This window comes from Nonomuraea sp. NPDC050547, from assembly GCF_044457345.1.
GTDB lineage: Bacteria > Actinomycetota > Actinomycetes > Streptosporangiales > Streptosporangiaceae > Nonomuraea.
In genome coordinates this window covers 268,860-290,135 of record NZ_JBITGW010000011.1, presented here as the reverse complement: position 1 = coordinate 290,135, position 21,276 = coordinate 268,860, and the positions used below count along the sequence as shown (strand labels likewise).

The following is a 21,276-nucleotide window of genomic DNA, read 5'->3' as shown; positions in this document are numbered from 1 at the left end:
CGTTCGGCCCCGGTTGCCCGAGCCCCCTAGGATGACAGTGTCCAAACTCCATCCAGAAACGGGTTCAACGACTCATGTCCGCCATAACCCGCGACGAGGTCGCCCACCTGGCCCGGCTGTCCAGGATGGCGCTGTCCGACGACGAGCTCGACCACTACGCCACGCAGCTCGATGCGATCATCGAAGCTGTCGCGAAGGTCGCCGAGGTCGCCGCCGAGGACGTGCCGCCTTCGTCGCACGCGCTTCCGCTGACCAACGTCTTCCGCGCCGACGAGGTGCGACAGTCCCTGACGCCCGAGCAAGCCCTGGCCGGGGCGCCGGCCGTCGAGGACGACCGCTTCCGGGTTCCGCGCATCCTGGGGGAGGAAGCATGAGTCTGATCCGTAAGACGGCCGCCGAGCTCGGCGCGCTCATCGCGTCCGGCGAGACCTCCTCCGCCGAGGTGGCCGAGGCGCACCTCGACCGGATGGCCGAGGTCGAGCCCAAGGTCAACGCCTTCCTCCACGTCGACCGCGAGGTCACGCTGGCCCAGGCGCGGGCGGTCGACGCCCGGCTGGCCGCGGGGGAGAAGCTCGGGCCGCTGGCGGGCGTGCCGATCGCGCACAAGGACATCTTCTCCACGCATGACATGCCGACGACCGCCGCGTCCAAGATCCTGGAGGGGTGGCGGCCGCCGTACGACGCGACCGTGACCGCGCGGCTGCGCGCGGCCGGTCTGGTCATCCTCGGCAAGACCAACCTCGACGAGTTCGCGATGGGCTCCTCCACGGAGAACTCCGCCTACGGCGACTCGCACAACCCGTGGGACCTCACCCGCACCCCGGGCGGCTCCTCCGGCGGCTCGTCGGCGGCGGTCGCGGCCTACGAGGCGCCGCTGTCCACCGGCACCGACACCGGCGGCTCCATCCGCCAGCCCGCCTCGGTCACCGGCATCGTCGGCATGAAGCCCACCTACGGTGGCTCCTCCCGCTACGGCGTCATCGCCTTCGCCAGTTCGCTCGACACGCCGGGCCCGTTCGCCCGCAACGTGCTCGACACGGCGCTGCTGCACGAGGTCTTCTCCGGGCACGACCCGATGGACTCCACCTCCATCGACGCCCCGGTGCCCGCCGTCGTCGAGGCCGCGCGCCACGGCGACGTCCAGGGCATGCGCATCGGCGTCGTCAAGGAGTTCGGCGGCGAGGGCTACCAGCAGGGCGTGCTCAACCGCTTCCACGACGCCGTCGAGCTGCTGGAGTCGCTCGGCGCCAAGGTCGTCGAGGTCTCCTGCCCGACCTTCACCACCGCGCTGCCCGCCTACTACCTCATCGCGCCGTCGGAGTGCTCGTCCAACCTGGCGCGCTTCGACGCCATGCGGTACGGCCTGCGCGTCGGCGACGACGGCACCAGAAGCGCCGAGGAGGTCATGGCGCTGACCAGGGCCGCCGGCTTCGGCCCCGAGGTCAAGCGGCGCATCATGCTCGGCACCTACGCCCTGTCGAGCGGCTACTACGACGCCTACTACGGCCAGGCCCAGAAGGTCCGCACGCTGATCTCTCGCGACTTCGAGGCCGCCTACCAGCAGGTGGACGTGCTGATCTCGCCGACCACGCCGACCACGGCGTTCAAGCTCGGCGAGCGCACCGGCGACCCGATGGCGATGTACCTCGCCGACCTGTGCACGATCCCGTCGAACCTGACGGGCAACGCGGCCATCTCGGTGCCGTGCGGCCTGGCCGACGAGGACGACCTGCCGGTCGGCCTGCAGATCATGGCCCCGGTGCTGGGCGACGACCGCTGCTACCGGGTCGCCGCCGCGGTCGAGAAGGCCCTGGAGAGCCGCTGGGGCGGCCCGCTGCTGAAGGAGGCGCCCGCGCTATGACCGTGATGGCTTTTGACGAGGCGCTGGGCCGGTTCGAGCCCGTTCTCGGCCTTGAGACCCATGTCGAGCTCGGCACCGCCTCCAAGATGTTCTGCGGCTGCAAGACGACGTTCGGCGCCGCGCCGAACACGCAGGTCTGCCCGACCTGCCTGGCCTTCCCCGGCGCGCTGCCGGTGGCCAACGAGGCGGCGATCGAGTCCACGATCCGCATCGGCCTGGCGCTCAACTGCTCCATCGCCGAGTGGTGCCGCTTCGCCCGGAAGAACTACTTCTATCCGGACATGCCGAAGAACTACCAGATCTCGCAGTACGACGAGCCGCTCTGCTTCGACGGCTACCTCGACGTCGAGGTCGACGGCGCGACCGTGCGCGTCGAGATCGAGCGCGTGCACCTGGAGGAGGACACCGGCAAGTCCACCCACGTGGGCGGCGCCACCGGCCGCATCCAGGGCGCCGACTACTCGATCGTCGACTACAACCGCGCCGGCATCCCGCTGGTCGAGATCGTCACCAAGCCGATCCCGGGCACCGACCGGATGGCGCCCGAGGTGGCCAAGGCCTACGCCACCGAGCTGCGCGAGATCATGCGGTCGCTGGGCGTCTCCGACGTACGCATGGAGGAAGGTTCCATGCGCTGCGACGTGAACGTCTCGCTGATGCCGCGCGGCGCCTCCGAGTGGGGCACCCGCACCGAGACCAAGAACGTCAACTCGCTGCGCAGCGTCGAGCGGGCGGTCCGTTCCGAGATCGAACGGCAGGCCCACATCCTGGCCGAGGGTGGCAAGATCATCCAGGAGACCAGGCACTTCCACGAGGACACCGGCACCACCACGCCCGGCCGTTCCAAGGAAGAGGCGCAGGACTACCGCTACTTCCCCGAGCCCGACCTGGTCCCCATCGCGCCCGACGCGGCGTGGGTGGCCAGGCTGAAGGCGGAGCTGCCCGAGCTGCCGCTGGTCAAGCGCAAGCGGCTGCAGGCCGAGTGGGGCGTGTCCGACCTCGACATGCAGGCCATGCACAACGCCGACGCCATCGACCTGGTCGAGGCGACGGTCGCGGCGGGCGCCCCGGCGGCCGACGCGCGCAAGTGGTGGATGGGCGAACTGGCCCGCCGCGCCAACGAGAGCGCCACCGCCCTGGCCGACCTGCCCATCACCCCGGCCGACATCGCCCGCGTGACCGTGCTGGTCGCCTCGGGTTCGCTCAACGACAAGCTGGCCCGCCAGGTGCTGGAGGGCGTTCTGGCCGGCGAGGGCACGCCCGACGCGGTCGTGGCCGCGCGCGGCCTGGAGATCGTCAACGACGAGGGCGAGCTGTCGGCCATCATCGACGAGGTCCTGGCCGGCAACGCCGATGTGGCCGACAAGGTTCGCTCCGGCAAGATCGCCGCGGTGGGCGCGCTGGTCGGCGGCGTCATGAAGGCCAGCCGAGGCAAGGCCGACGCCGGCCGCGCCCGGCAGCTGATCCTGGAGAAGCTGGGCGTCTCCGAGTAGTTCCTAGGGCCCCGCCGTCGCGGCGGGGCCCTTGCTCGCGCTTTATTCCGGTTATTCTGGATATAGAAGGTCTAGGACTATGGACCCATGGGGACCTAGGACCACGGCACGATGTGCTGTCCCCGGCGCCGCCGTACTTTCATGGGCATGAAGCGCAAAGCATTGACAGTTGGCCTGGTGGCGATGGTGTCGCTCGTCGCCTTCGAGTACATGGCGGTCGCGGTCGCCATGCCCGTCGTCGCCCGCGAACTGGGCGGACTTGAGCTGTACGGCCTGGCCTTCAGCGGTGCCATGGCCGCCGGCGTGATCGGAACCGTCCTGGGCGGCCGATGGGCCGACCTCCGCGGGCCGCTGGCGCCGCTTTGGGTGGGAGCGGTGGCGTTCGCCGGCGGTCTGGGATTGGCCGGGTTCGCGCAGAGCATGGAGATGCTGATCGCCGGACGCCTCGTGCAGGGCTTCGGCGGGGCGCTGGTCCAGGTCGCCCTGTACGTCGTGGTGGCCAGGACCTACCCCGAGGCGATGCACCCGAAGATCTTCTCGTTGTTCGCGACGGCATGGGTGGTGCCGTCCATGGTGGGACCGGCGATCGTCGGAGTCGTCGTGGAGACGGCCGGATGGCGCTGGGTCTTCCTGGGCGTACCGATCCTGACCGCGATCGCGGCACTCGTCCTGTTCCGTGGCCTGGCGGGCCAGCCGGTCTCCGGCGGGCAGGCCGACACCGCGCCCGGCATGCTCGGCAAGCTCGGCTGGGCCGCGGTGACCGCCGTCGGCGCCGGCCTCATGCAGTACGGCAGCCAGGGCCAGGTCCTCCTCCTCGTCGCCGGCCTGGTCGTCCTGGCGCTGGCCCTGCCGAGGCTGCTGCCCGCCGGCACGCTGCGCGCCGCCAGGGGCCTGCCCTCGGTCGTGGCCCTGCGCGGCCTGGCCACCGGCGCCTTCTTCGCCGCCGAAGTGATCATCCCGCTGATGCTGATCAGCCAGCGCGGGCTGTCGACCTTCGTCGCCGGCGTCGCCCTGACCGGAGGCGCTCTGACCTGGTCACTCGCCTCGTGGCTGCAGGGCCGCGAGGTCTTCAGCCGGATGACGAACCTCCGTGGCGGCACCGCCCTGATCGCCCTGGGCATCCTGCTGATGGGCGCGGTCACCTTCGAGCCGGTGCCGATCTGGCTGGCGTACCCGTCGTGGATCATCGCCGGCTTCGGGATGGGGCTGGTGTACCCGACCCTCTCGGTGCTGACGCTCGAACTGTCCTCGCCCGGCGAGCAGGGGGCCAACAGCTCGTCGCTGCAGGTGGGCGAGGCGGTCTTCTCGGTGGTGGCGGTCGCGGTCACCAGCGCCCTGTTCACGGCGGCGGCCTCGGGCTACTGGACCGTGTTCGCGGCGACGCTGGTGATGGCGCTGGCAGGCCTGTGGGTGGCCCCCCGCTTCGGCGTGACCACCCCGGGCCACCAGAAGACAGCCGTGGCCACCGCCGCCTAACCCTTGCTGAGCCCGGAGCCGGACGCCCACCCAGGCGCCCGGCTCCTCCACGTCCCCCCGCCCCGCCGCACTCCCGCCCCACGCGCCAGGTGCCTCGCACCTCGCCTCCGACTCGCGTGCGGGGCGCGGGCGCGGAGTCAGGGGTACGGCCGCCGCGCCGTGAGCTGGTTGGACCGGTCACCGCGAGCGGTTGGCGGCCGAGGGCGTCCTGCAAGCCGTCCACGTTCTCCAGTGCCGCAGTATTCCCGCGTGCTCGTGCAGAGGGTCGACAGCGCGTCTACGCATCGGTCGTGGGGTCGGGGCCACGCTCCGGGTGGCGGACCGTGCGGAGCACGGTTGACCGGGACGGGTTCCCATGACCGGGCCACTGGCGGGCCTGAGAGGGCAGCCGGTCGGGGGAGGAGCTTCAAGGGGCGTACTTCAGCTCGGCTGGAGAAACGCCTGGAACCCCGCACGCGCGGAGCGCGCCGCAGGGAAAGAACGTGCTTGTGGCCCCGCCGGTGGACAAGGTCGGCGGGGCCACAACGTCTTTCCCCAGGAACCACTCGGGTGATGCCCCGTTTCACCTTCCTCTACTCGGGGCGTCGACCGCTTTGCCGCGCCTGCGTGCCATCAGCTTTCTGAAGAGCGGGGTCAGCAGCGCCAGTGCCGACAACACGAGCAGCACCACCGCGATCGGGCTCTTGACCAGTACGGTCACCTCGCCCGCCCCGATGGCCAGTGCGCGGCGGAGCTGGATCTCGGCCATCGGGCCCAGGATCATGCCGATCACCGCGGGCGCCACCGGCAGGCCGAAGCGCCGCATCGCCCAGCCCAGCAGGCCGAGGACGAAGAGCACGATCAGGTCCACGGCCGAGGCGTTCAGGGCGTAGACGCCGAGCGCGGCGAACATCACGATCCCCGCATAAAGGTACGGCCGCGGCACATGCAGCACCTTCGCCCAGAGCGGCGCCAGCGGCAGGTTGAGCACCAGCAGCATCGCGTTGCCCACGAACAGGGATGCGATCATGCCCCAGACCAGGGCCGGATTGTGGTCGAAGAGCTGGGGCCCGGGTTGCAGGCCGTACTGCTGGAAGGCGGCCAGGAGGATCGCGGCGGTCGCCGACGTGGGCAGGCCCAGGCTGAGCAGGGGGACCAGGGTGCCGGCCGCCGAGGCGTTGTTGGCAGCCTCCGGGCCCGCCACGCCCTCGATGGCGCCTTTGCCGTACTCCTCGCGGGCCACGCCGCGGGCCAGCTTCTTCTCGGTCGCGTACGACAGGAAGGTGGGGATCTCGGCGCCGCCGCCCGGCAGCGCGCCGAACGGGAAGCCCAGCGCGGTGCCGCGCAGCCACGGCTTCCAGGAGCGCGCCCAGTCGGCGCGGCCCAGGTACGCGCGGCCGACGGGGATGACCTCCGGCGGCACGTGCCGCAGCCGGGAGGCCACGTACAGAGCCTCGCCCAGCGCGAACAGGCCCACCGCGACGATCACCACGTCGATGCCGTCGAACAGCTGCGGAATGCCCAGCGTGAGCCTGGCCTGGCCGGTCTGCTGGTCGATGCCGACGAGCCCGATCGCCAGGCCGAAGCCGAGCGAGGCCAGGCCGCGTACGACCGAACGGGACAGCACCGAAGAGACCGCGGTGAAGGCCAGGATGGCCAGGGCGAAGTAGTCCTCGGGGCCGAACGCGATCGCGAACGCGACCACGGCCGGGGCGGCCACCACGAGCAGGCCGGTGGCCAGCGTGCCCGCGACGAACGAGCCGATGGCCGCCGTGGCCAGCGCTTGGGCGGCGCGGCCCCGCTTGGCCATCTTGTTGCCCTCCAGCGCGGTGATCATGGAGGAGGACTCGCCGGGGGTGTTGAGCAGGATGGAGGTGGTGGAGCCGCCGTACATGCCGCCGTAGTAGATGCCGGCGAACATGATGAACGCGCTGGCCGGCGGCACGGTGAACGTCACGGGCAGCAGCAGCGCGACCGTCATGGCCGGGCCGATGCCGGGCAGGACGCCGACGAGTGTGCCGAGGGTGACGCCGACGAGCGCGTAGAGCAGGTTGACCGGCGTCAGCGCGGAGGCGAAGCCGTCGAGCAGGAGCTGGAGGGAGTCCATGGTTCAGATCACCCCTTCCAGGAGGCCCGCGGGCAGGTTCACGCCGAGGCCCCTGACGAAGGCGAGGTAGGTGCCGAGGCCCAGAGCCACGCCGATGATCGCCGCGCGGACGCGGTGCTCGGCGCCGAGGGCCAGCGACAGCCCGAAGAACAGCAGGCTGCCCGCGATGACCCAGCCGAGCGTGTCGAGCAGCGCGGTGAACGCGAGGAAGACGCCGCCGACCAGCCCGACCTGCTTGAGGTCGGCGGGGGCGTCGGCGTCGATGTCCTCGCTCTCCTCGGGGTCGCCGCGGCCGCCGCGCACGACGTCGATCACGTAGAACACGCCCACGACGGTGATGGCGCCGCCGACCAGCATGGGGAAGAACCTCGGCCCCAGTCCGACGACGGACGTCGCCGCCTCCACGTTCAGGGTGCCGACGATCACGTAGACGCCGACGGCCAGCAGGGCCAGCGCCAGCCCGAGTTCGGGTCGCCACCAGCCCCGCTTCTTGCCCGTCGAAGTCTCGGTCGAAGCCTCAGGCGAAGTCTCGGTCGAGGGCTCGGTCGAAGCCTCAGGCGAAGGTTCGGGCGAGGACGACGGCGAGGACGAGGACGAGGGGTCCATCAGGAGACGAGGCCCATCTCGGCGATGATGGACTTGACCCGGGTCTGCTCGGAGTTGAGGTACGTGGCGAACTGGTCGCCGGTCTGGAAGGAGTCGATCCAGCCGTTCTTGGCGACCGCGTCCTTCCACGCCTGCGAGGCGTGCATCTTGGTGACCAGGTCGGTCAGCGCCTTCTTGTCGGCGTCGGACAGGCCGCCGGGGGCGACCATGCCGCGCCAGTTGGCGATCTCGACGTCGAGGCCGCCCTCCTTGATCGTGGGCGCGTCGAGGTCGGGCAGGCGCTGCGGGGAGCTGACGGCCAGCGCGCGCAGCTTACCGGCCTTCACCTGCTCGGCGAACTCGCCGACGCCCGAGATGCCGATCGTGGCCTTGTTGCCCAGCAGGAGGTTGAGCGCCTCGCCGCCGCCGGAGTTGGCGACGTAGTTGATCTGCTTGGGGTCGACGCCCGCGGCCTTGGCCATGAGCCCGGCCAGGATGTGGTCGGTGCCGCCGGCCGAGCCGCCCGCGATGGAGACGGTCTTCGGGTCGGCCTTCCACGCCGCGACCAGGTCGGCGACGGTCTTGAGCTTGGACTCGGCGGGTACGACGATGATCTCGTACTCCTCGGTCAGCTTGGCGATCGGCGTGGTGTCCGACAGCGTGACCTTGGACTTGTTCTGCTCGATGGCGCCGACCATGACCAGGCCCATCGTCATGAGCAGGTTGCCGTTGCCCTTCTCGCCGGCGAGCTGGGCCAGGCCGATGGTGCCGCCGGCGCCGGGCACGTTGTAGACCTCGACCTTGCGTGAGGGGTCGGCCTGCTTGATCGCCTGCTCGGCGGTGCGCGAGGTCTGGTCCCAGCCGCCGCCGGCGTTGGCGGGCGCCATGATCTTCAGCGTGCCGCTGCCGGAGGCGCTCGTGCCGCCGCTGTTGCCGCAGGCCGACAGGGCGGCCACGGAAAGGGCCGCGAGCGCGGCGAATATGCGCAGGCGCATGATCACTCCAAGGGGGGTTCTCACGTTCGGTGAACTGCGATCGTGAGCCGAGAACCCCTCCCGGTCGAGCCTTTACGCACTTGCCGTCTTTTTGTTCGTATTGGTCGCTACCCGCCCGTGACCTGGGCCTGTTTCCATGAAGCGCGTGAGGAGGGTCACAAACGCCTCGCTCGGCACTCAGCTGTTCGTGCTCCAGATGGTGATCGTTTTGCTCGCCGTCGGTGGTACGGCCGTCGTGTGGGCCGGGCACACGCGTACCCAGCTGAACTCGCGCTACCAGCAGCGTGCCCTGGCCATCGCCCAGTCGGTGGCGGGCATGCCGCAGGTCCGCGAGGCATTCAACGCGAAAAATCCGGAAAAGGTGCTGCAGCCGCTCGCCGTCAGCGTCCAACAGGCCACCGGCGCCGACTACGTCGTGATCGCCAACCGCGAGCAGACGCGCTACGCGCATCCCAACACCACCCTGATCGGCCGGAAGCTGTCCACCGACGGCAGCGGCGTCATCGAGACCGGCCGCACCTGGGTCGGCACCGAGACCGGCACCATCGGCACCACCGTCAGGGGCAAGGCGCCCGTCTTCGACGAGTACGGCACCGTGATCGGCCTGACCTCGGTCGGCGTGCTGGAGGCGACGGTCAGCGAGCAGTTGTTCGACACCCTGCCGCCGTTGCTGTGGACGGCGCTGGCCGTACTGTTCGCCGGTTCCGCCGCCGCCGCCCTGATCACCGCGCGCGTACGCCGGCAGACCTTCGGCCTGGAGCCGCGCGAGATCGCCGCGCTGCTGGAACAGCGCGAGGGCGTGCTGCACGGCGTGAAGGAGGGTGTGCTCGCCCTCGACCTCACCGGACGCGTCACGCTCGTCAACGACGCCGCCCGCGAGCTGCTCGGCGAGGTCGGCGAGGACCTCACCGCCATGCCGGTCTCCGACCGCATGCGCGACGTGCTCGGCGGCGCCGACCCGGGCGAGGATCGCATCGTCCTGCACGGCGAGCGTGTGCTGGTGCTCAACCGCACGCCGGTCTCGGTGCGCGGCCAGCACCGCGGCTGGGTGGTCACCCTGCGCGACCGGACCGAGCTGGTACGGCTGGCCCGCGATCTCGACGACGCCAGCAGCGCCACCGAGGCCCTCCGGGCGCAGGCCCACGAGTTCGCCAACCGCATGCACACCGTGGTCGGCCTGCTGGAACTGGGCGAGCAGGAGGCGGCGGTCTCCTTCATCACCAGAACCACCCGCAGCACCTACGCCGTCGGCATCCGCGAACGCGTCCAGGACCCCACGCTGGCCGCCCTGCTGCTGGCCAAGTCGGCCGAGGCCGCCGAGCGCGGCGCGACGCTGGAGCTCGCCGAGGATTCCGAGGTGCCCGAGGGCGTGCTCGGCGACCCGCAGGACGCCGTCCTGGTCGTCGGCAACCTGGTGGCCAACGCCATCGACGCGCTCGACGGAGCGCCCGGCACGATCGAGGTGTCGGTCAGGGCCACCGCCGACGGCCTGCACGTGCGCGTCGGCGACTCGGGCCCCGGCATCACCCCCGGCCTGGTCGAGGAGGTCTTCAGGGAGGGCTTCACCACCAAGGCCGCGCGCGCCGGCCAGCGCGGGCTCGGGCTGGCGCTGACCAGGCAGGCGTGTTTGCGGAGGGGCGGCTGGGTGAACGTACGCAACGAGGGAGGAGCGGTCTTCACCGCGCTGCTGCCATGATCAAGGTGCTGGTCGTCGACGACGACTTCATGGTGGCCAGGATCCACAGCGGCTACGTCGCGCGGATGCCGGGCTTCGAGGTCGTGGCCGCGGCCCACACGGGCAACGACGCGCTGGAGGCCGTCCGCCGCTTCCGCCCGGATCTGGTGCTGCTCGACATCTATCTCCCCGATCTGTCCGGCCTCGACGTGCTCAAGGCGCTGAACGACGTGGACGTGCTCATGATCAGCGCCGCCCGCGACCTGCCCACGGTCAGGGAGGCGATGCGCAGCGGCGCGGTCAACTACCTGATCAAGCCGTTCACCGCCGCCGCGCTGGCCGACCGCCTGCGGCAGTACGCCGCGAGCAGGAAGCGGCTGACCGCGCTCGGCCCGGAGGTCGGCCAGGACGAGGTCGACCGGCTGTTCGGCGCGCTGAAGACGCCGCTGCCCAAGGGCCTGTCGTCGGCCACGTGCGAGCTGGTCGCCGACACGCTGCGCACCGCGGCCGGCGACCTGTCGGCCGCCGAGGCGGCCGTGCTCGCCGGCCTGTCACGGGTCTCCGCCCGCAGGTACCTGGAGCACCTGTGCGCGGTGGGCAAAGCGGAACTCCGTCCGAGGTACGGCACCGCCGGCCGCCCAGAACACCGCTACCGCTGGATTGGTTGACCCGAGATAACCCATTTCCCGTGACATACCGGGATACCCGTGCCTTACTGTTGCCTGAGGAGAGGCTGCGGAGCAGGAGGAGATAGAGGCGTGCGGCGCGCCGGACCGATCGATTCACCGACCGACCCGTTCGCCTCGGTGCCCTTGCCCATGCCCGGCAAGAAGCCACCGAAGGTCGAAGGACTGCCACCTGGCGTCTCACGGGATATTTTCGGCGCCACCGGCCAGCCCGAGCCCAAGCCGGAACCGGCCGCCGGCGGCGGACTGCCGCCCGTGGCCCCGCCGCCCACGCCCTGGCCGATGCAGGAGCCCCAGCCGCCCGCCTCCTTCCGGCCCGCCGAGCCGCCGCCCAGGCCGCCCGGGTTCGACCCCGAGCCGCACCGCCGCCGTATCCTGCCCACGCTCCTGCTCGTCCTCGTGGTCCTGGGCCTGCTGGCCTACCTCGTGCCCGCGGTCGTCATGTCCGGCTCCGTGCTGCGCGGCACCCGCGTCGCCGGCATCGACATCGGCGGGCTGACCGTCACCCAGGCGGCCGACAAGCTCCGCGCCGAGCTCGCCGCGCGGCTCGACCGGCCCGTCACCGTCAGCATGGGCGGGCGCGAGGAGAGCATCCAGCCCGACGAGGCCGGGCTCGAACTCGACGTGGTCGCCACCATCGGCGAGGCCCCCAGCGGCTTCCCCACTCCCGCCGAGGTCTGGCGGGCCCTGACCGGCACCACCGACCTCCAGCCGAAGATCTCCATCGACGCCGCCCAGCTCGCCAGGACCGTCGAAGGCCTCGCGGAAGCCGTGGACAAGGCGCCCAAGGAGGGCCGCGTCGTCTTCTCCGGCCTGCGTCCGCGCGCCGTACTGCCGCAGGACGGACTGCTCCTCGACCGCGACGCCGCCGTGCGCGCCATCAGCACCGCGTTCCTGCGCTCCCAGGGCGACGTCGCGCTCAACATGGTCCCGGCCAAGCCGGAAACCACCGAGGAAGCGGTACGGCAGGCCGCGGCCCGCGCCAAGCGGGCGGTCGCCGCCCCGGTCACCCTGACCAAGGACGGCAAGCGGGCCGAGCTCACCCCCGCCGCCATCGCCGCCCACCTCACCTTCGTCCCCGACGGCAAGGGCGAGCTGAAGCCGCAGTTCGACGCGGAGAAGGCACTGGAGCCCATCGAGGGCGAGCTGGTCGACCTGGCCCAGCGGCCGGCGGACGCCACGTACCAGATCATCGACAACAGGCCCGTGCTCGTCCCGGCCCGCCAGGGCAGGGGAGTGGACGCCGGCAAGCTGGCCGAGGACCTGAACCGCATGCTGACGCAGGGCGGCGGCCGTACGCTGGCGGTCTCGCTCGGCGCGGTCAAGCCGCGGCTCAGCACCGCGGACGTGAGCGGCCTCGGGATCAAGGAGAACGTCGCGACCTTCACCACCCTGTTCGACTGCTGCCAGGCGCGCGCGACCAACATCCAGAAGATGGCCCAGCAGCTCGACGGCGCGATGGTGCTGCCGCGCAAGACCTTCTCCTTCAACGAGGCCATGGGCCAGCCGACCGCGGAGGCCGGCTATCTCGAAGCCCCGCAGGTCGTCGGCGGCCGGATGGTGAACGTCGTGGGCGGCGGCGGCTCGCAGTTCGCCACCACGCTCTACAACGCGGTCTTCCTCGGCGGCTTCGAGAACGGCGAGCACACGCCCATGGACTACCACGCCCCCCGCTACCCCGAGGGCCGCGACGTGGCCGTCCTCTACCCCCGCCGCGACTTCACCTGGGTCAACAACTCCCAGTACGGCGTGCTGATCAAGACCGCCTCCTCACCCACCTCGGTCACGGTCACGCTGTGGAGCACCCGGCGCTACGACAAGGTCGAGGCCGTCGTGTCCGACCGCCGCGAGGTCACCCCGTTCCGCCGCCAGAGCAGCAGCGAGGCAGGCTGCCTGCCGACCGTCGGCCAGCAGGGTTTCACCGTAGACGTCACCCGCGTCTTCTACGACAACGGCAAGGAAGTCAAGCGGGACAAGAAGATGACCACCGAGTACCGCCCGCAGGCCCAGGTCACCTGCGCCGCTAGGAACGACGTGGAGTGACGGCGAGGATCCTGTCGTCGTCCTGGGCGGGCGAGCCTCTGCCGTCCTTGTTGCTCGTGCCCACCCACAGCGTGCCGTCGGGGGCCACGGCTACCGCGCGCAGCCGGCCGTAGGTCTCCGCGAAGTGCGCGACCGGCTTGCCCGGCCGGCCCTCGGCGTCCAGCGGGACCTGCCACAGCCGGGCGCCGCGCAGCGCGCCCACCCACAGGGAGCCCTCCGCGTAGGCCATGCCGGACGGCGAGGCCTCGCCCGTGTCCCAGGTGACGATCGGGTCGGCGAAGGCGGAGTCCTCGCCCTGGCCCTCCTCCCGCGGCCAGCCGTAGTTGCGGCCCTCGACGATCTGGTTGACCTCGTCGAAGGAGCTGGCGCCGAACTCGGAGGCGTACATGCGGCCCGCTTCGTCCCAGGCCAAGCCCTGGACGTTGCGGTGTCCGAGTGTGTAGATCCGGGCGTCGCCGTCCACGCCCACGCGCAGGATCTTGCCGCCCAGTGAGTCCGGGTCCTGGGCCAGGGGGCGCTCTCCCGCCTCGCCGGTCGAGGCGTACAGGAAGCCGTCCGGGCCGAACGCGAGCCGGCCGCCGTTGTGGATGCCGGCCTTGGGGATGCCCTCGACCAGGACCTTCGGCTCGGCGAGCGTGTCACCGTTCAGGCGGTAGCGGACGATCCTGTTGTCCTCGGCCGCGGTGTAGTACAGGAAGACGAAGACGTCCTTGACCGCGACGCCCATGAGCCCGCCCTCGCCGCCGGGGCTGACCTCGGAGATCTTCGCCACCTCGGTGACCTTGCCCTGCCGCGTCACGCGCAGCAGCCGCGCGCTGTCGCGCTCGGTGACCAGGGCGTCCCCGCCGGGCAGGAACGCGATGCCCCACGGCACGCTCAGGCCGGAGGCCACGACCCGCGGCTCGTCCGGCGGCGGGGCGGCGGGCACGTTGGCCGCGGGCGTCACCGCGCCGCCGGTGGAACACCCGGCCAGCGCGAGCAGGACGATCAACCAGAGCTTCCTCATGCCTTCCATACTGACCCCCGGGTCGTAAGGTTCTCGGCATGAAGATCTGGGTGCCGTCAGAAGCCATGATTGACGTCCTTTCCGACCTGCCTCGCGTTCAATGCGTGGTCTATGACGGAAAGGAGGCTTTGCCGGACGGGATCGAGGACGTCGAGGTCTGGGTGCCGCCGCTGATCACGCCGCCCGACGTCAAGGGGACGCTGGCCAAGATGCCCTCGCTGCGCCTCGTGCAGACGGTCACCGCGGGCGTGGAACCGTACCGGCCGAACATGCCCGAGGGCGCGATGCTCTGCAACGCGCGCGGCGTGCACGACGCGGGCACCGCCGAGTGGGCGGTCGGCGCGATGATCGCGGTGCTGCGCGAGTTCCCCGAGTTCGTGGACGCGCAGCGCAGGGGCGCCTGGACCTACCACCACACCGGGGTGCTGGCCGACTCCACGGTGCTGATCGTCGGCTACGGGTCCATCGGCGGCGCGCTGGAGCGGCGGCTCGACGGGTTCGAGGTGGACGTCGTCCGCGTGGCACGCACCGCGCGCGAGGGCGTGCACGGCATGGACGAACTGCCCGGACTGCTGCCGCGGGCCGACGTGGTCGTGCTGCTCGTGCCGGCCACCGCCGACACCGTGGGCATGGTCGACACGGCGTTCCTGGCCCGGATGAAGGACGGCGCGCTGCTCGTCAACGCGGCCAGAGGCGGCGTGGTCGACACCGACGCGCTGGTGGCCGAGCTGAAGTCCGGCCGGCTCAAGGCGGCCTTGGACGTCACCGCACCCGAGCCGCTGCCCGATGGGCACCCGCTCTGGTCGGCTCCCGGCCTGCTCATCACCCCGCACGTCGCGGGCAGCACCCCCGCCTCCGGCCGGCGCATGCTGCGCCTGGTGCGCTCGCAACTGCTGCGCTATCTGGCGGGCGAGCCGCTGAACAACGTCATTTCCGACACGTATTGAGAGGAATCCGGAACGTGGCTGGTCCGTGACCTTCGGTGCGTACGGTTGTCGTCTACTGGGGCCCCTTGACTCCCAGTCAAGGAGGGCTCGGGAGCTATTCGGTCTGTGTGGTTATCAGATCGGTGACGACATCGGCGTTGTCACCACTCGCGTACCCGGCACCGCACACACTGTCGATGTGAGGGCAAGGACTGTGATCCGCTGGCGTGACCCACGGGCGCCGATTACGGCCGCCGCCGCCATAGGCGCGGCCGGTTTCGCCATGGCGCTGGCGGTGGGCGGGCCCGCGCTGGCGACCGGTGCGATCGCGGGACTGACGGCGGCGCTGCTGGCGGCGGTCTCGCTGCTGGTGAGCGCGTTCAGGTCGGGCGACCCACGGCACGCGGCCGGGGCGCGCTGGCTGGGCGCCGGCGCGGTGGTGTGGTCGGCCGGCGTCGGCGTGCGCCCGATCGCCTCCGGCTTCATCCTCAGCTTCGCCGACCTGCTCGTGCTGGTCGGCGCCGTCCTCATGGCGGGCGGCGCGATCATCGCCTCGGGGCGCAGGACCACCGCCAAGGCGGCGCTGCGCTACCTGATCGACGCCTACCTGTGCACGGCCGCGCTCTTCCTCATCGGCTGGGTCGTCGCTCTGCGCCAGGTCTACGCGGAAAGCTCGCCCGGCTTCACCTTCATGCTGTTGCCGGCCATGGTCTGCCTGCTGGTGACCTGCGCCACCATTCCCGTCGTGGTCAAGGGGACCGTCTCCGGCCTGCCGCTGGGCCTGGCCGGGATCGGCGTCCTGGCCACGACCACGATCGCCGAGACCGCCTCCGCCGTGGCCAGGCTCGGCGAGGGCGCCCCGCCCACCTGGAGCCTCGTGCTGGCGCCGGTGGCGTTCCTGCTGCTGGCGGCGGCGCCCTGGGGCGTGCGCCGTGGCGGCGACGAGCGGCCCGCGAGCGGTCCCGCCGTGGCCGACCTGCTCGCGCTGGTCCCGCTCGCCCTGGTGGCCGTCTCGGTCGTCGTGCTCGCCGTCCACCTGGCAGGCAGCCGCGACCGTCCGGTCACGGGCGTGGTGGTGGTCGCCGCCTCGGTGGTGCTGATCCTCGTGCTGCGCCTGTTCGTGCTGGCCACCTCGCACGCCCGCCTGCGCGGGCTGGTCGCGCTCGGCGACCGGCAGTTGCGCGAGCTGGCCGAGAGCTCGGGCGACGTGGTGCTGCTGTGCGACTACGACGGCACCGTGCGCGAGATCGGCGCGGGCGTCGAGGTCACGTACGGCTACCGCCCCGACGAGATCGTCGGCGGCTCGATCTTCGACTACATCCACCCCGAGGACCTGCCCGGCATCCAGATCGCGCTGCGCGCCATGGGCCTCGACGAGGACACGGCGGAACCCGGCGCCTGCCTGATCGCCTGCCGGGTACGCGCCGCCGACGGCACCTGGCGGCCCACCGAGTCGGTGGCCACCCGCCACGTGGGCGGCGAGGACGTGTTGCTGATCACCACCCGCGACATCAGCGACGAAGAGGCCCTGCGCAACCAGGTCGTCCACCTGACCTTCCACGACGGCGTGACCGGGCTGCCCAACCGCTCCTACTTCGAGGAGCGCACCCGCGAGGTGGTGGCGGGGCGCGTCTACGGACAGGCCGCGATCTTCCTCGACCTCGACGGCTTCACCTCGGTCAACGACTCGGTGGGCCACGCCAGCGGCGACACCCTGCTCGGCCAGGCGGCCAGGCGGCTGCGCGGCGTCGTACGCCCCGAGGACACGCTCGCCCGCTGGGGCGGCGACGAGTTCGCGGTGCTGGTGGAGACCGGTGGCGAGGCCCAGCTCGCCGTGGACGTGGCCGAGCGCCTGCTGCGCGCGGTCTCCCAGGAGCCCTTCCGCGTGGCCGACCGCGACGTGGCGCTGACCGCGTCCGTGGGCGTGGCCTTCGCCGAGGAGGAGATGCCCGCGGGCGACCTGCTGCGCAACGCCGACGTGGCCATGGCCAGGGCCAAGGACCTGGGCGGACGGCGGGTGGAGGTGTTCGCCGCGCAGATGCACGCCGACGCCGTGCGCCGCCTCGAACTCGCCGCCGACCTGCAGCGCGCGCTGATCGAGAACCAGTTCGCCATCGAGTACCAGCCCGTGGTGGACCTGGCGACCTCGCGGGTGACCGCGGTGGAGGCGCTGGTGCGCTGGTGGCGCGGCTCGACGTTCGTGCCGCCCGAGCAGTTCCTCGGCCCCGCCGAGGACACCGGGCTGATCGTGCCGCTGAGCGAGTGGATCCTGCGCGAGGCCTGCCGCGAGGTGGCAGCCTGGCGGGCGTCCTCCTGGGACATCGGCCTGTCGCTCAACCTCTCGGCCCGGCAGATCACCGCGCCGCGCTTCGTCGAGACGGTCTCGCAGGCCCTGGAGGAGAGCGGCCTGCCGGCCTCCGCGCTGACCCTTGAGGTGATCGAGGAGATGCTGGTGGAGGACGCCGAGGAGACGATCTCCCGGCTGTCGGAGCTGCGCGCTCTGGGGGTACGGCTGGCCATCGACGACTTCGGCACCGGCTACGCCTCACTGGCGTTCCTGCGGCAGCTCCCGGTCGACATGATCAAGATCGACCCCAGCTTCGTCTCCGGCCTGGGCCGCGACGAGACGCTGACGCTGCTGACCAGGACGATCGTCCGCCTGGGGCACGACCTGGGCCTGATCGTGGTGGCCGAGGGCATCGAGCGTCCCGAGCAGCTGGAGAAGCTGCGGGAGATGGGCTGCACGCGCGGCCAGGGCTTCCTGGTGGCGCGGCCGATGGCGGCGCGGGGCGTCGACACCCTGATGCGCACCAGCCTCCAGTCCGCCCTCTGATCCCAAATAATGAGATAGCTGTCCAGCAAGTTGACACTGTGGGCCATTGAGCGGCTAAGGTGGCAGCATGCTTCGCAGTGAGATTCTCGTAGTACTTCGCCGGCGCGCGGGCCGATAGCGAAGCACTTCGACCTGCGCGCCGCCCCAGTCCCACCCCCGGTGGGGAGGGGCCTTTTTTATGTCCTTAAGTGTCTGGCCTTTAAGGAACGAGCCGATGACCGAACGGATGACAGGTGCACAGGCCCTGGTCAGGGCCTTGGAGCACGTGGGAGTCGACACCGTGTTCGGGATTCCCGGCGGAGCGATCCTCCCCGCCTACGATCCCCTCTACGACTCGGTCAAGGTCCGGCACGTGCTCGTACGCCACGAGCAGGGCGCCGGCCACGCGGCCGAGGGATACGCGCAGGCGACCGGCAAGGTCGGCGTGTGCATGGCCACCAGCGGCCCCGGCGCGACCAACCTGGTGACCCCGATCGCCGACGCGTACATGGACTCGGTGCCGATCGTGGCCATCACCGGCCAGGTGGCGAGCGCGGCCATCGGCACGGACGCCTTCCAGGAAGCCGACATCTCCGGCATCACCATGCCGATCACCAAGCACAACTTCCTGGTGACCGATCCCGCGGAGATCCCGCGCACGATCATGGAGGCCTTCCACATCGCCTCCACCGGCCGTCCCGGTCCGGTCCTGGTGGACATCTCCAAGGACGCGCTGCAGGCCCAGACCGAGTTCCACTGGCCGCCGACGATGCAGCTGCCGGGCTACCGCCCGGTGACGCGGCCGCACTCCAAGCAGATCCGCGAGGCCGCCAAGCTCATCGCCGAGGCGCGGCGCCCCGTCCTCTACGTGGGCGGCGGCGTGCACAAGGCGGGCGCCTCCGCCGAGCTGCTGCAGCTGGCCGAGCTGACCGAGATCCCGGTCATCACCACGCTGATGGCGCGCGGCACGTTCCCCGACGGCCATCCCCAGCACATGGGCATGCCCGGCATGCACGGCAGCGTCTCCGCGGTCGGCGCCCTGCAGAAAGCCGACCTGATCGTCGGCCTCGGCGTCCGCTTCGACGACCGGGTGACCGGCCAGCTGTCCACGTTCGCGCCGTACGCCAAGATCGTGCACGCGGACATCGACCCGGCCGAGATCTCCAAGAACCGCCACGCGGACGTCCCGATCGTGGGCGACTGCAAGGAGGTCATCACCGACCTCATCGGCGCCGTCGGGACCGCGGGCAAGGGCGACTACGCCGAATGGTGGACGCTGCTCAACGGCTACAAGCAGACCTATCCGCTGGGCTACGACGAGTTCGAGGACGGCTCGCTGGCCCCGCAGTACGTGATGAAGCGGCTCAGCGCCATCGCCGGGCCGGAGACGTACTACGTGGCCGGGGTCGGGCAGCACCAGATGTGGGCGTCGCAGTTCATCGACTACGAGAACCCGGGCACGTTCATCAACTCCGGCGGGCTCGGCACGATGGGCTTCGCCGTCCCGGCCGCGATGGGCGCCAAGATGGGCCGGCCCGAGGCGACCGTGTGGGCGATCGACGGCGACGGCTGCTTCCAGATGACCAACCAGGAGCTGGCCACCTGCGCCATCGAGGGTGTGCCGATCAAGATCGCGGTCATCAACAACGGTAACCTCGGCATGGTCCGCCAGTGGCAGACCCTGTTCTACGACAAGCGTTACTCCAACACCGACCTGCAGACCACCCGCCGCATCCCCGACTTCGTGAAGCTCGCCGAGGCCTATGGTTGTGTCGGCCTGCGGTGCGAGCGCCCCGAGGACGTGGACGCGACCATCAAGAAGGCCATGGAGATCAACGACGTGCCCGTCGTCGTCGACTTCGTGGTCCACCAGGACGCGATGGTCTGGCCGATGGTGGCCGCGGGCACCAGCAACGACGACATCAAGATCGCCCGGGACATGGCCCCGGTCTGGGACAGCGAGGACTGATGAGCAGACACACGCTCTCCGTGCTGGTGGAGAACAAGCCCGGCGTGCTGGCACGCGTCTCCTCGCTGTTCAGCAGGCGAGGCTTCAACATCGACTCACTTGCCGTCGGGCCCACCGAGCACGACGACATCTCCCGTATGACGATCGTGGTCAGCGTGGAAGAACTCCCGCTGGAGCAGGTCACCAAGCAGCTCAACAAGCTGGTGAACGTCCTGAAGATCGTCGAGCTGGACACCTCGCTGTCCGTGCAGCGCGAGCTCATGCTCATCAAGGTCAAGGCCGACGCCGACAGCCGCTCGCACGTGCTCGAACTCGTCCAGCTCTTCCGCGCCCGCTGCGTCGACGTGGCGGCCGACGCGGTGACCATCGAGGTCACCGGCACGCCGGACAAGCTTGAGGCCTTCGTGAAGGTGCTTGAGCCGTTCGGCATCAAAGAGCTCGTTCAGTCGGGCATGGTGGCCATCGGCCGCGGCGCCCGTTCCATCACCGACCGGTCCCTCAGGGCACTGGACCGTACCGCCTGAAAGGTTTTCAGCAAGTGACCGAGATCTTCTACGACGACCACGCCGATCTGTCCATCATCCAGGGCAGGGTCGTGGCCGTCATCGGGTACGGCTCCCAGGGCCACGCGCACGCCCTGTCCCTGCGCGACTCCGGCGTGGACGTTCGCGTCGGGCTGCCCGAGACCTCCAAGAGCCGTGAGCTGGCCCAGGCCGAGGGCCTGCGCGTCGTCACGCCGGCCGAGGCCGCGGCCGAGGCCGACCTCATCATGATCCTCGCGCCGGACCACCTGCAGCGCGGCATCTACGAGAACGACATCCAGCCGAACCTGCAGGAGGGCGACGCGCTCTTCTTCGGCCACGGCCTCAACATCCGCTACGGCCTCATCGAGGCGCCCGAGGGCGTCGACGTCGCCATGGTCGCCCCGAAGGGCCCCGGCCACCTCGTGCGCCGCCAGTACCAGGCCGGGCGCGGCGTGCCGTGTCTCGTCGCGGTCGAGAAGGACGCCTCCGGCAAGGCCTTCGACCTCGCCCTGTCGTACGCCAAGGGCATCGGCGGCACGCGCGCGGGCGCCCTGAAGACCACCTTCACCGAGGAGACCGAGACCGACCTGTTCGGCGAGCAGGCCGTGCTGTGCGGCGGCGTCTCCGAGCTGATCAAGGCGGGCTTCGAGACGCTCATCGAGGCCGGCTACCAGCCCGAGGTGGCCTACTTCGAGTGCCTGCACGAGATGAAGCTGATCGTCGACCTCATGTATGAGGGCGGCATCTCCAAGATGTACTGGTCGGTCTCCGACACCGCCGAGTACGGCGGCTACACCCGCGGCTCGCGCGTGGTGACCGAGGAGACCAAGAAGGAGATGAAGCGCATCCTCGAAGAGATCCAGAACGGCACCTTCGCGCGGCAGCTGGTCGAGGAGTTCGAGAGCGGCCAGAAGGAGTTCACCCGGCACCGCGAGGAGCTGGCCGAGCACCCGATCGAGAAGACGGGCGCTCAGCTGCGGCCGATGATGAGCTGGCTGAAGGCCTGATCGCACGTTCCTGAGGGGTGGGGGGGGGGGGGGGGGCGCCCCCCCCCCCGCCGCCCCCCCCGCCCCCCCCCCCCCCCCGGGCGGGGCCCCCCCGGGCGCCGGGGCCGGCCCCCGCCCCCCGCCCCCCCCCCC

General features: G+C 70.9%; 16 protein-coding genes. 12 read left to right on the top strand and 4 right to left on the bottom strand.

The annotated features are described in order from the left end of the window. Positions 1 to 74: 74 nt before the first annotated feature. From gatC to ACIBHY_RS27920, 4 genes are all read left to right on the top strand, one after another. The gene (gene gatC, locus ACIBHY_RS27935) at positions 75 to 374 is read left to right on the top strand and encodes an Asp-tRNA(Asn)/Glu-tRNA(Gln) amidotransferase subunit GatC (protein WP_184960458.1); all 300 of its coding nucleotides are present in this window, start codon (positions 75 to 77) and stop codon (positions 372 to 374) included. Next, the gene (gatA, locus tag ACIBHY_RS27930) at positions 371 to 1,861 is read left to right on the top strand and encodes an Asp-tRNA(Asn)/Glu-tRNA(Gln) amidotransferase subunit GatA (protein WP_397245077.1); all 1,491 of its coding nucleotides are present in this window, start codon (positions 371 to 373) and stop codon (positions 1,859 to 1,861) included. Before gatC ends, gatA begins: the two co-directional genes overlap by 4 nt. Positions 1,862 to 1,866: 5 nt before the next feature. Further along, positions 1,867 to 3,354: an Asp-tRNA(Asn)/Glu-tRNA(Gln) amidotransferase subunit GatB gene (gene gatB, locus ACIBHY_RS27925; protein ID WP_397245296.1), complete on the top strand. Its 1,488-nt coding sequence runs from the start codon at positions 1,867 to 1,869 to the stop codon at positions 3,352 to 3,354. 147 nt (positions 3,355 to 3,501) lie between these two features. Next, complete coding sequence (locus ACIBHY_RS27920; RefSeq protein ID WP_397308128.1) at positions 3,502 to 4,830, top strand: MFS transporter; 1,329 nt, start codon at positions 3,502 to 3,504, stop codon at positions 4,828 to 4,830. Positions 4,831 to 5,392: 562 nt separating this feature from the next. Here the strand turns inward: ACIBHY_RS27920 and ACIBHY_RS27915 are convergent. The 3 genes from ACIBHY_RS27915 to ACIBHY_RS27905 are packed head-to-tail and all read right to left on the bottom strand — an operon-like array spanning position 5,393 to position 8,496. Next, positions 5,393 to 6,916: a tripartite tricarboxylate transporter permease gene (locus ACIBHY_RS27915; protein WP_397308127.1), complete on the bottom strand. Its 1,524-nt coding sequence runs from the start codon at positions 6,914 to 6,916 to the stop codon at positions 5,393 to 5,395. A gap of 3 nt (positions 6,917 to 6,919) precedes the next feature. Continuing rightward, entirely contained in the window at positions 6,920 to 7,522 is a 603-nt protein-coding gene (locus tag ACIBHY_RS27910) for a tripartite tricarboxylate transporter TctB family protein (RefSeq protein WP_397308126.1), read from the bottom strand. After that, positions 7,522 to 8,496: a Bug family tripartite tricarboxylate transporter substrate binding protein gene (locus ACIBHY_RS27905; protein ID WP_397245069.1), complete on the bottom strand. Its 975-nt coding sequence runs from the start codon at positions 8,494 to 8,496 to the stop codon at positions 7,522 to 7,524. The genes ACIBHY_RS27910 and ACIBHY_RS27905 overlap by 1 nt, the downstream gene beginning before the upstream one ends. 136 nt (positions 8,497 to 8,632) lie before the next feature. On the opposite strand from ACIBHY_RS27905, the gene ACIBHY_RS27900 reads away from it, so the two are divergent. The 3 genes from ACIBHY_RS27900 (at position 8,633) to ACIBHY_RS27890 (ending at position 12,900) form a co-directional block, all read left to right on the top strand. Continuing rightward, complete coding sequence (locus tag ACIBHY_RS27900) at positions 8,633 to 10,192, top strand: ATP-binding protein (protein ID WP_397245067.1); 1,560 nt, start codon at positions 8,633 to 8,635, stop codon at positions 10,190 to 10,192. Further along, complete coding sequence (locus ACIBHY_RS27895) at positions 10,189 to 10,839, top strand: response regulator (protein WP_397245065.1); 651 nt, start codon at positions 10,189 to 10,191, stop codon at positions 10,837 to 10,839. The genes ACIBHY_RS27900 and ACIBHY_RS27895 overlap by 4 nt, the downstream gene beginning before the upstream one ends. A 90-nt stretch (positions 10,840 to 10,929) precedes the next feature. Then, the gene (locus ACIBHY_RS27890) at positions 10,930 to 12,900 is read left to right on the top strand and encodes a VanW family protein (protein WP_397245063.1); all 1,971 of its coding nucleotides are present in this window, start codon (positions 10,930 to 10,932) and stop codon (positions 12,898 to 12,900) included. Here ACIBHY_RS27890 and ACIBHY_RS27885 read toward each other — a convergent pair. Beyond that, the gene (locus tag ACIBHY_RS27885; protein WP_397308125.1) at positions 12,881 to 13,906 is read right to left on the bottom strand and encodes a PQQ-dependent sugar dehydrogenase; all 1,026 of its coding nucleotides are present in this window, start codon (positions 13,904 to 13,906) and stop codon (positions 12,881 to 12,883) included. The two genes, ACIBHY_RS27890 and ACIBHY_RS27885, sit on opposite strands and share 20 nt — an antisense overlap. Before the next feature lie 104 nt (positions 13,907 to 14,010). Between ACIBHY_RS27885 and ACIBHY_RS27880 the strand changes: the two genes are divergently transcribed. The 5 genes from ACIBHY_RS27880 to ilvC all read left to right on the top strand — a co-directional run bounded on the left by ACIBHY_RS27880 (position 14,011) and on the right by ilvC (position 21,144). Further along, positions 14,011 to 14,853 (top strand): 2-hydroxyacid dehydrogenase, encoded by an 843-nt coding sequence (locus tag ACIBHY_RS27880; RefSeq protein ID WP_397308124.1) that lies wholly within the window; start codon positions 14,011 to 14,013, stop codon positions 14,851 to 14,853. A gap of 178 nt (positions 14,854 to 15,031) precedes the next feature. Next, complete coding sequence (locus tag ACIBHY_RS27875) at positions 15,032 to 17,665, top strand: putative bifunctional diguanylate cyclase/phosphodiesterase (protein ID WP_397308123.1); 2,634 nt, start codon at positions 15,032 to 15,034, stop codon at positions 17,663 to 17,665. Positions 17,666 to 17,879: 214 nt separating this feature from the next. Then, on the top strand, positions 17,880 to 19,613 hold the full coding sequence (locus tag ACIBHY_RS27870; RefSeq protein WP_397308122.1) for an acetolactate synthase large subunit: 1,734 nt from the start codon (positions 17,880 to 17,882) through the stop codon (positions 19,611 to 19,613). Then, positions 19,613 to 20,137, top strand: a complete 525-nt coding sequence (ilvN, locus tag ACIBHY_RS27865; protein WP_184960445.1) for an acetolactate synthase small subunit — start codon at positions 19,613 to 19,615, stop codon at positions 20,135 to 20,137. The genes ACIBHY_RS27870 and ilvN overlap by 1 nt, the downstream gene beginning before the upstream one ends. A 23-nt stretch (positions 20,138 to 20,160) precedes the next feature. Next, complete coding sequence (gene ilvC, locus ACIBHY_RS27860; RefSeq protein ID WP_397308167.1) at positions 20,161 to 21,144, top strand: ketol-acid reductoisomerase; 984 nt, start codon at positions 20,161 to 20,163, stop codon at positions 21,142 to 21,144. The last annotated feature ends 132 nt before the right edge of the window (positions 21,145 to 21,276 follow it).

Excerpts from the sequence above, each read along its gene's own strand:
- gatC (WP_184960458.1), top strand. The coding sequence starts at position 75 with ATGTCCGCCATAACCCGCGACGAGGTCGCCCACCTGGCCCGGCTGTCC.
- gatA (WP_397245077.1), top strand. The coding sequence starts at position 371 with ATGAGTCTGATCCGTAAGACGGCCGCCGAGCTCGGCGCGCTCATCGCG.
- gatB (WP_397245296.1), top strand. The coding sequence starts at position 1,867 with ATGGCTTTTGACGAGGCGCTGGGCCGGTTCGAGCCCGTTCTCGGCCTT.
- ACIBHY_RS27920 (WP_397308128.1), top strand. The coding sequence starts at position 3,502 with ATGAAGCGCAAAGCATTGACAGTTGGCCTGGTGGCGATGGTGTCGCTC.
- ACIBHY_RS27915 (WP_397308127.1), bottom strand. The coding sequence starts at position 6,916 with ATGGACTCCCTCCAGCTCCTGCTCGACGGCTTCGCCTCCGCGCTGACG.
- ACIBHY_RS27910 (WP_397308126.1), bottom strand. The coding sequence starts at position 7,522 with ATGGACCCCTCGTCCTCGTCCTCGCCGTCGTCCTCGCCCGAACCTTCG.
- ACIBHY_RS27905 (WP_397245069.1), bottom strand. The coding sequence starts at position 8,496 with ATGCGCCTGCGCATATTCGCCGCGCTCGCGGCCCTTTCCGTGGCCGCC.
- ACIBHY_RS27900 (WP_397245067.1), top strand. The coding sequence starts at position 8,633 with ATGAAGCGCGTGAGGAGGGTCACAAACGCCTCGCTCGGCACTCAGCTG.
- ACIBHY_RS27895 (WP_397245065.1), top strand. The coding sequence starts at position 10,189 with ATGATCAAGGTGCTGGTCGTCGACGACGACTTCATGGTGGCCAGGATC.
- ACIBHY_RS27885 (WP_397308125.1), bottom strand. The coding sequence starts at position 13,906 with ATGAGGAAGCTCTGGTTGATCGTCCTGCTCGCGCTGGCCGGGTGTTCC.
- ACIBHY_RS27870 (WP_397308122.1), top strand. The coding sequence starts at position 17,880 with ATGACCGAACGGATGACAGGTGCACAGGCCCTGGTCAGGGCCTTGGAG.
- ilvN (WP_184960445.1), top strand. The coding sequence starts at position 19,613 with ATGAGCAGACACACGCTCTCCGTGCTGGTGGAGAACAAGCCCGGCGTG.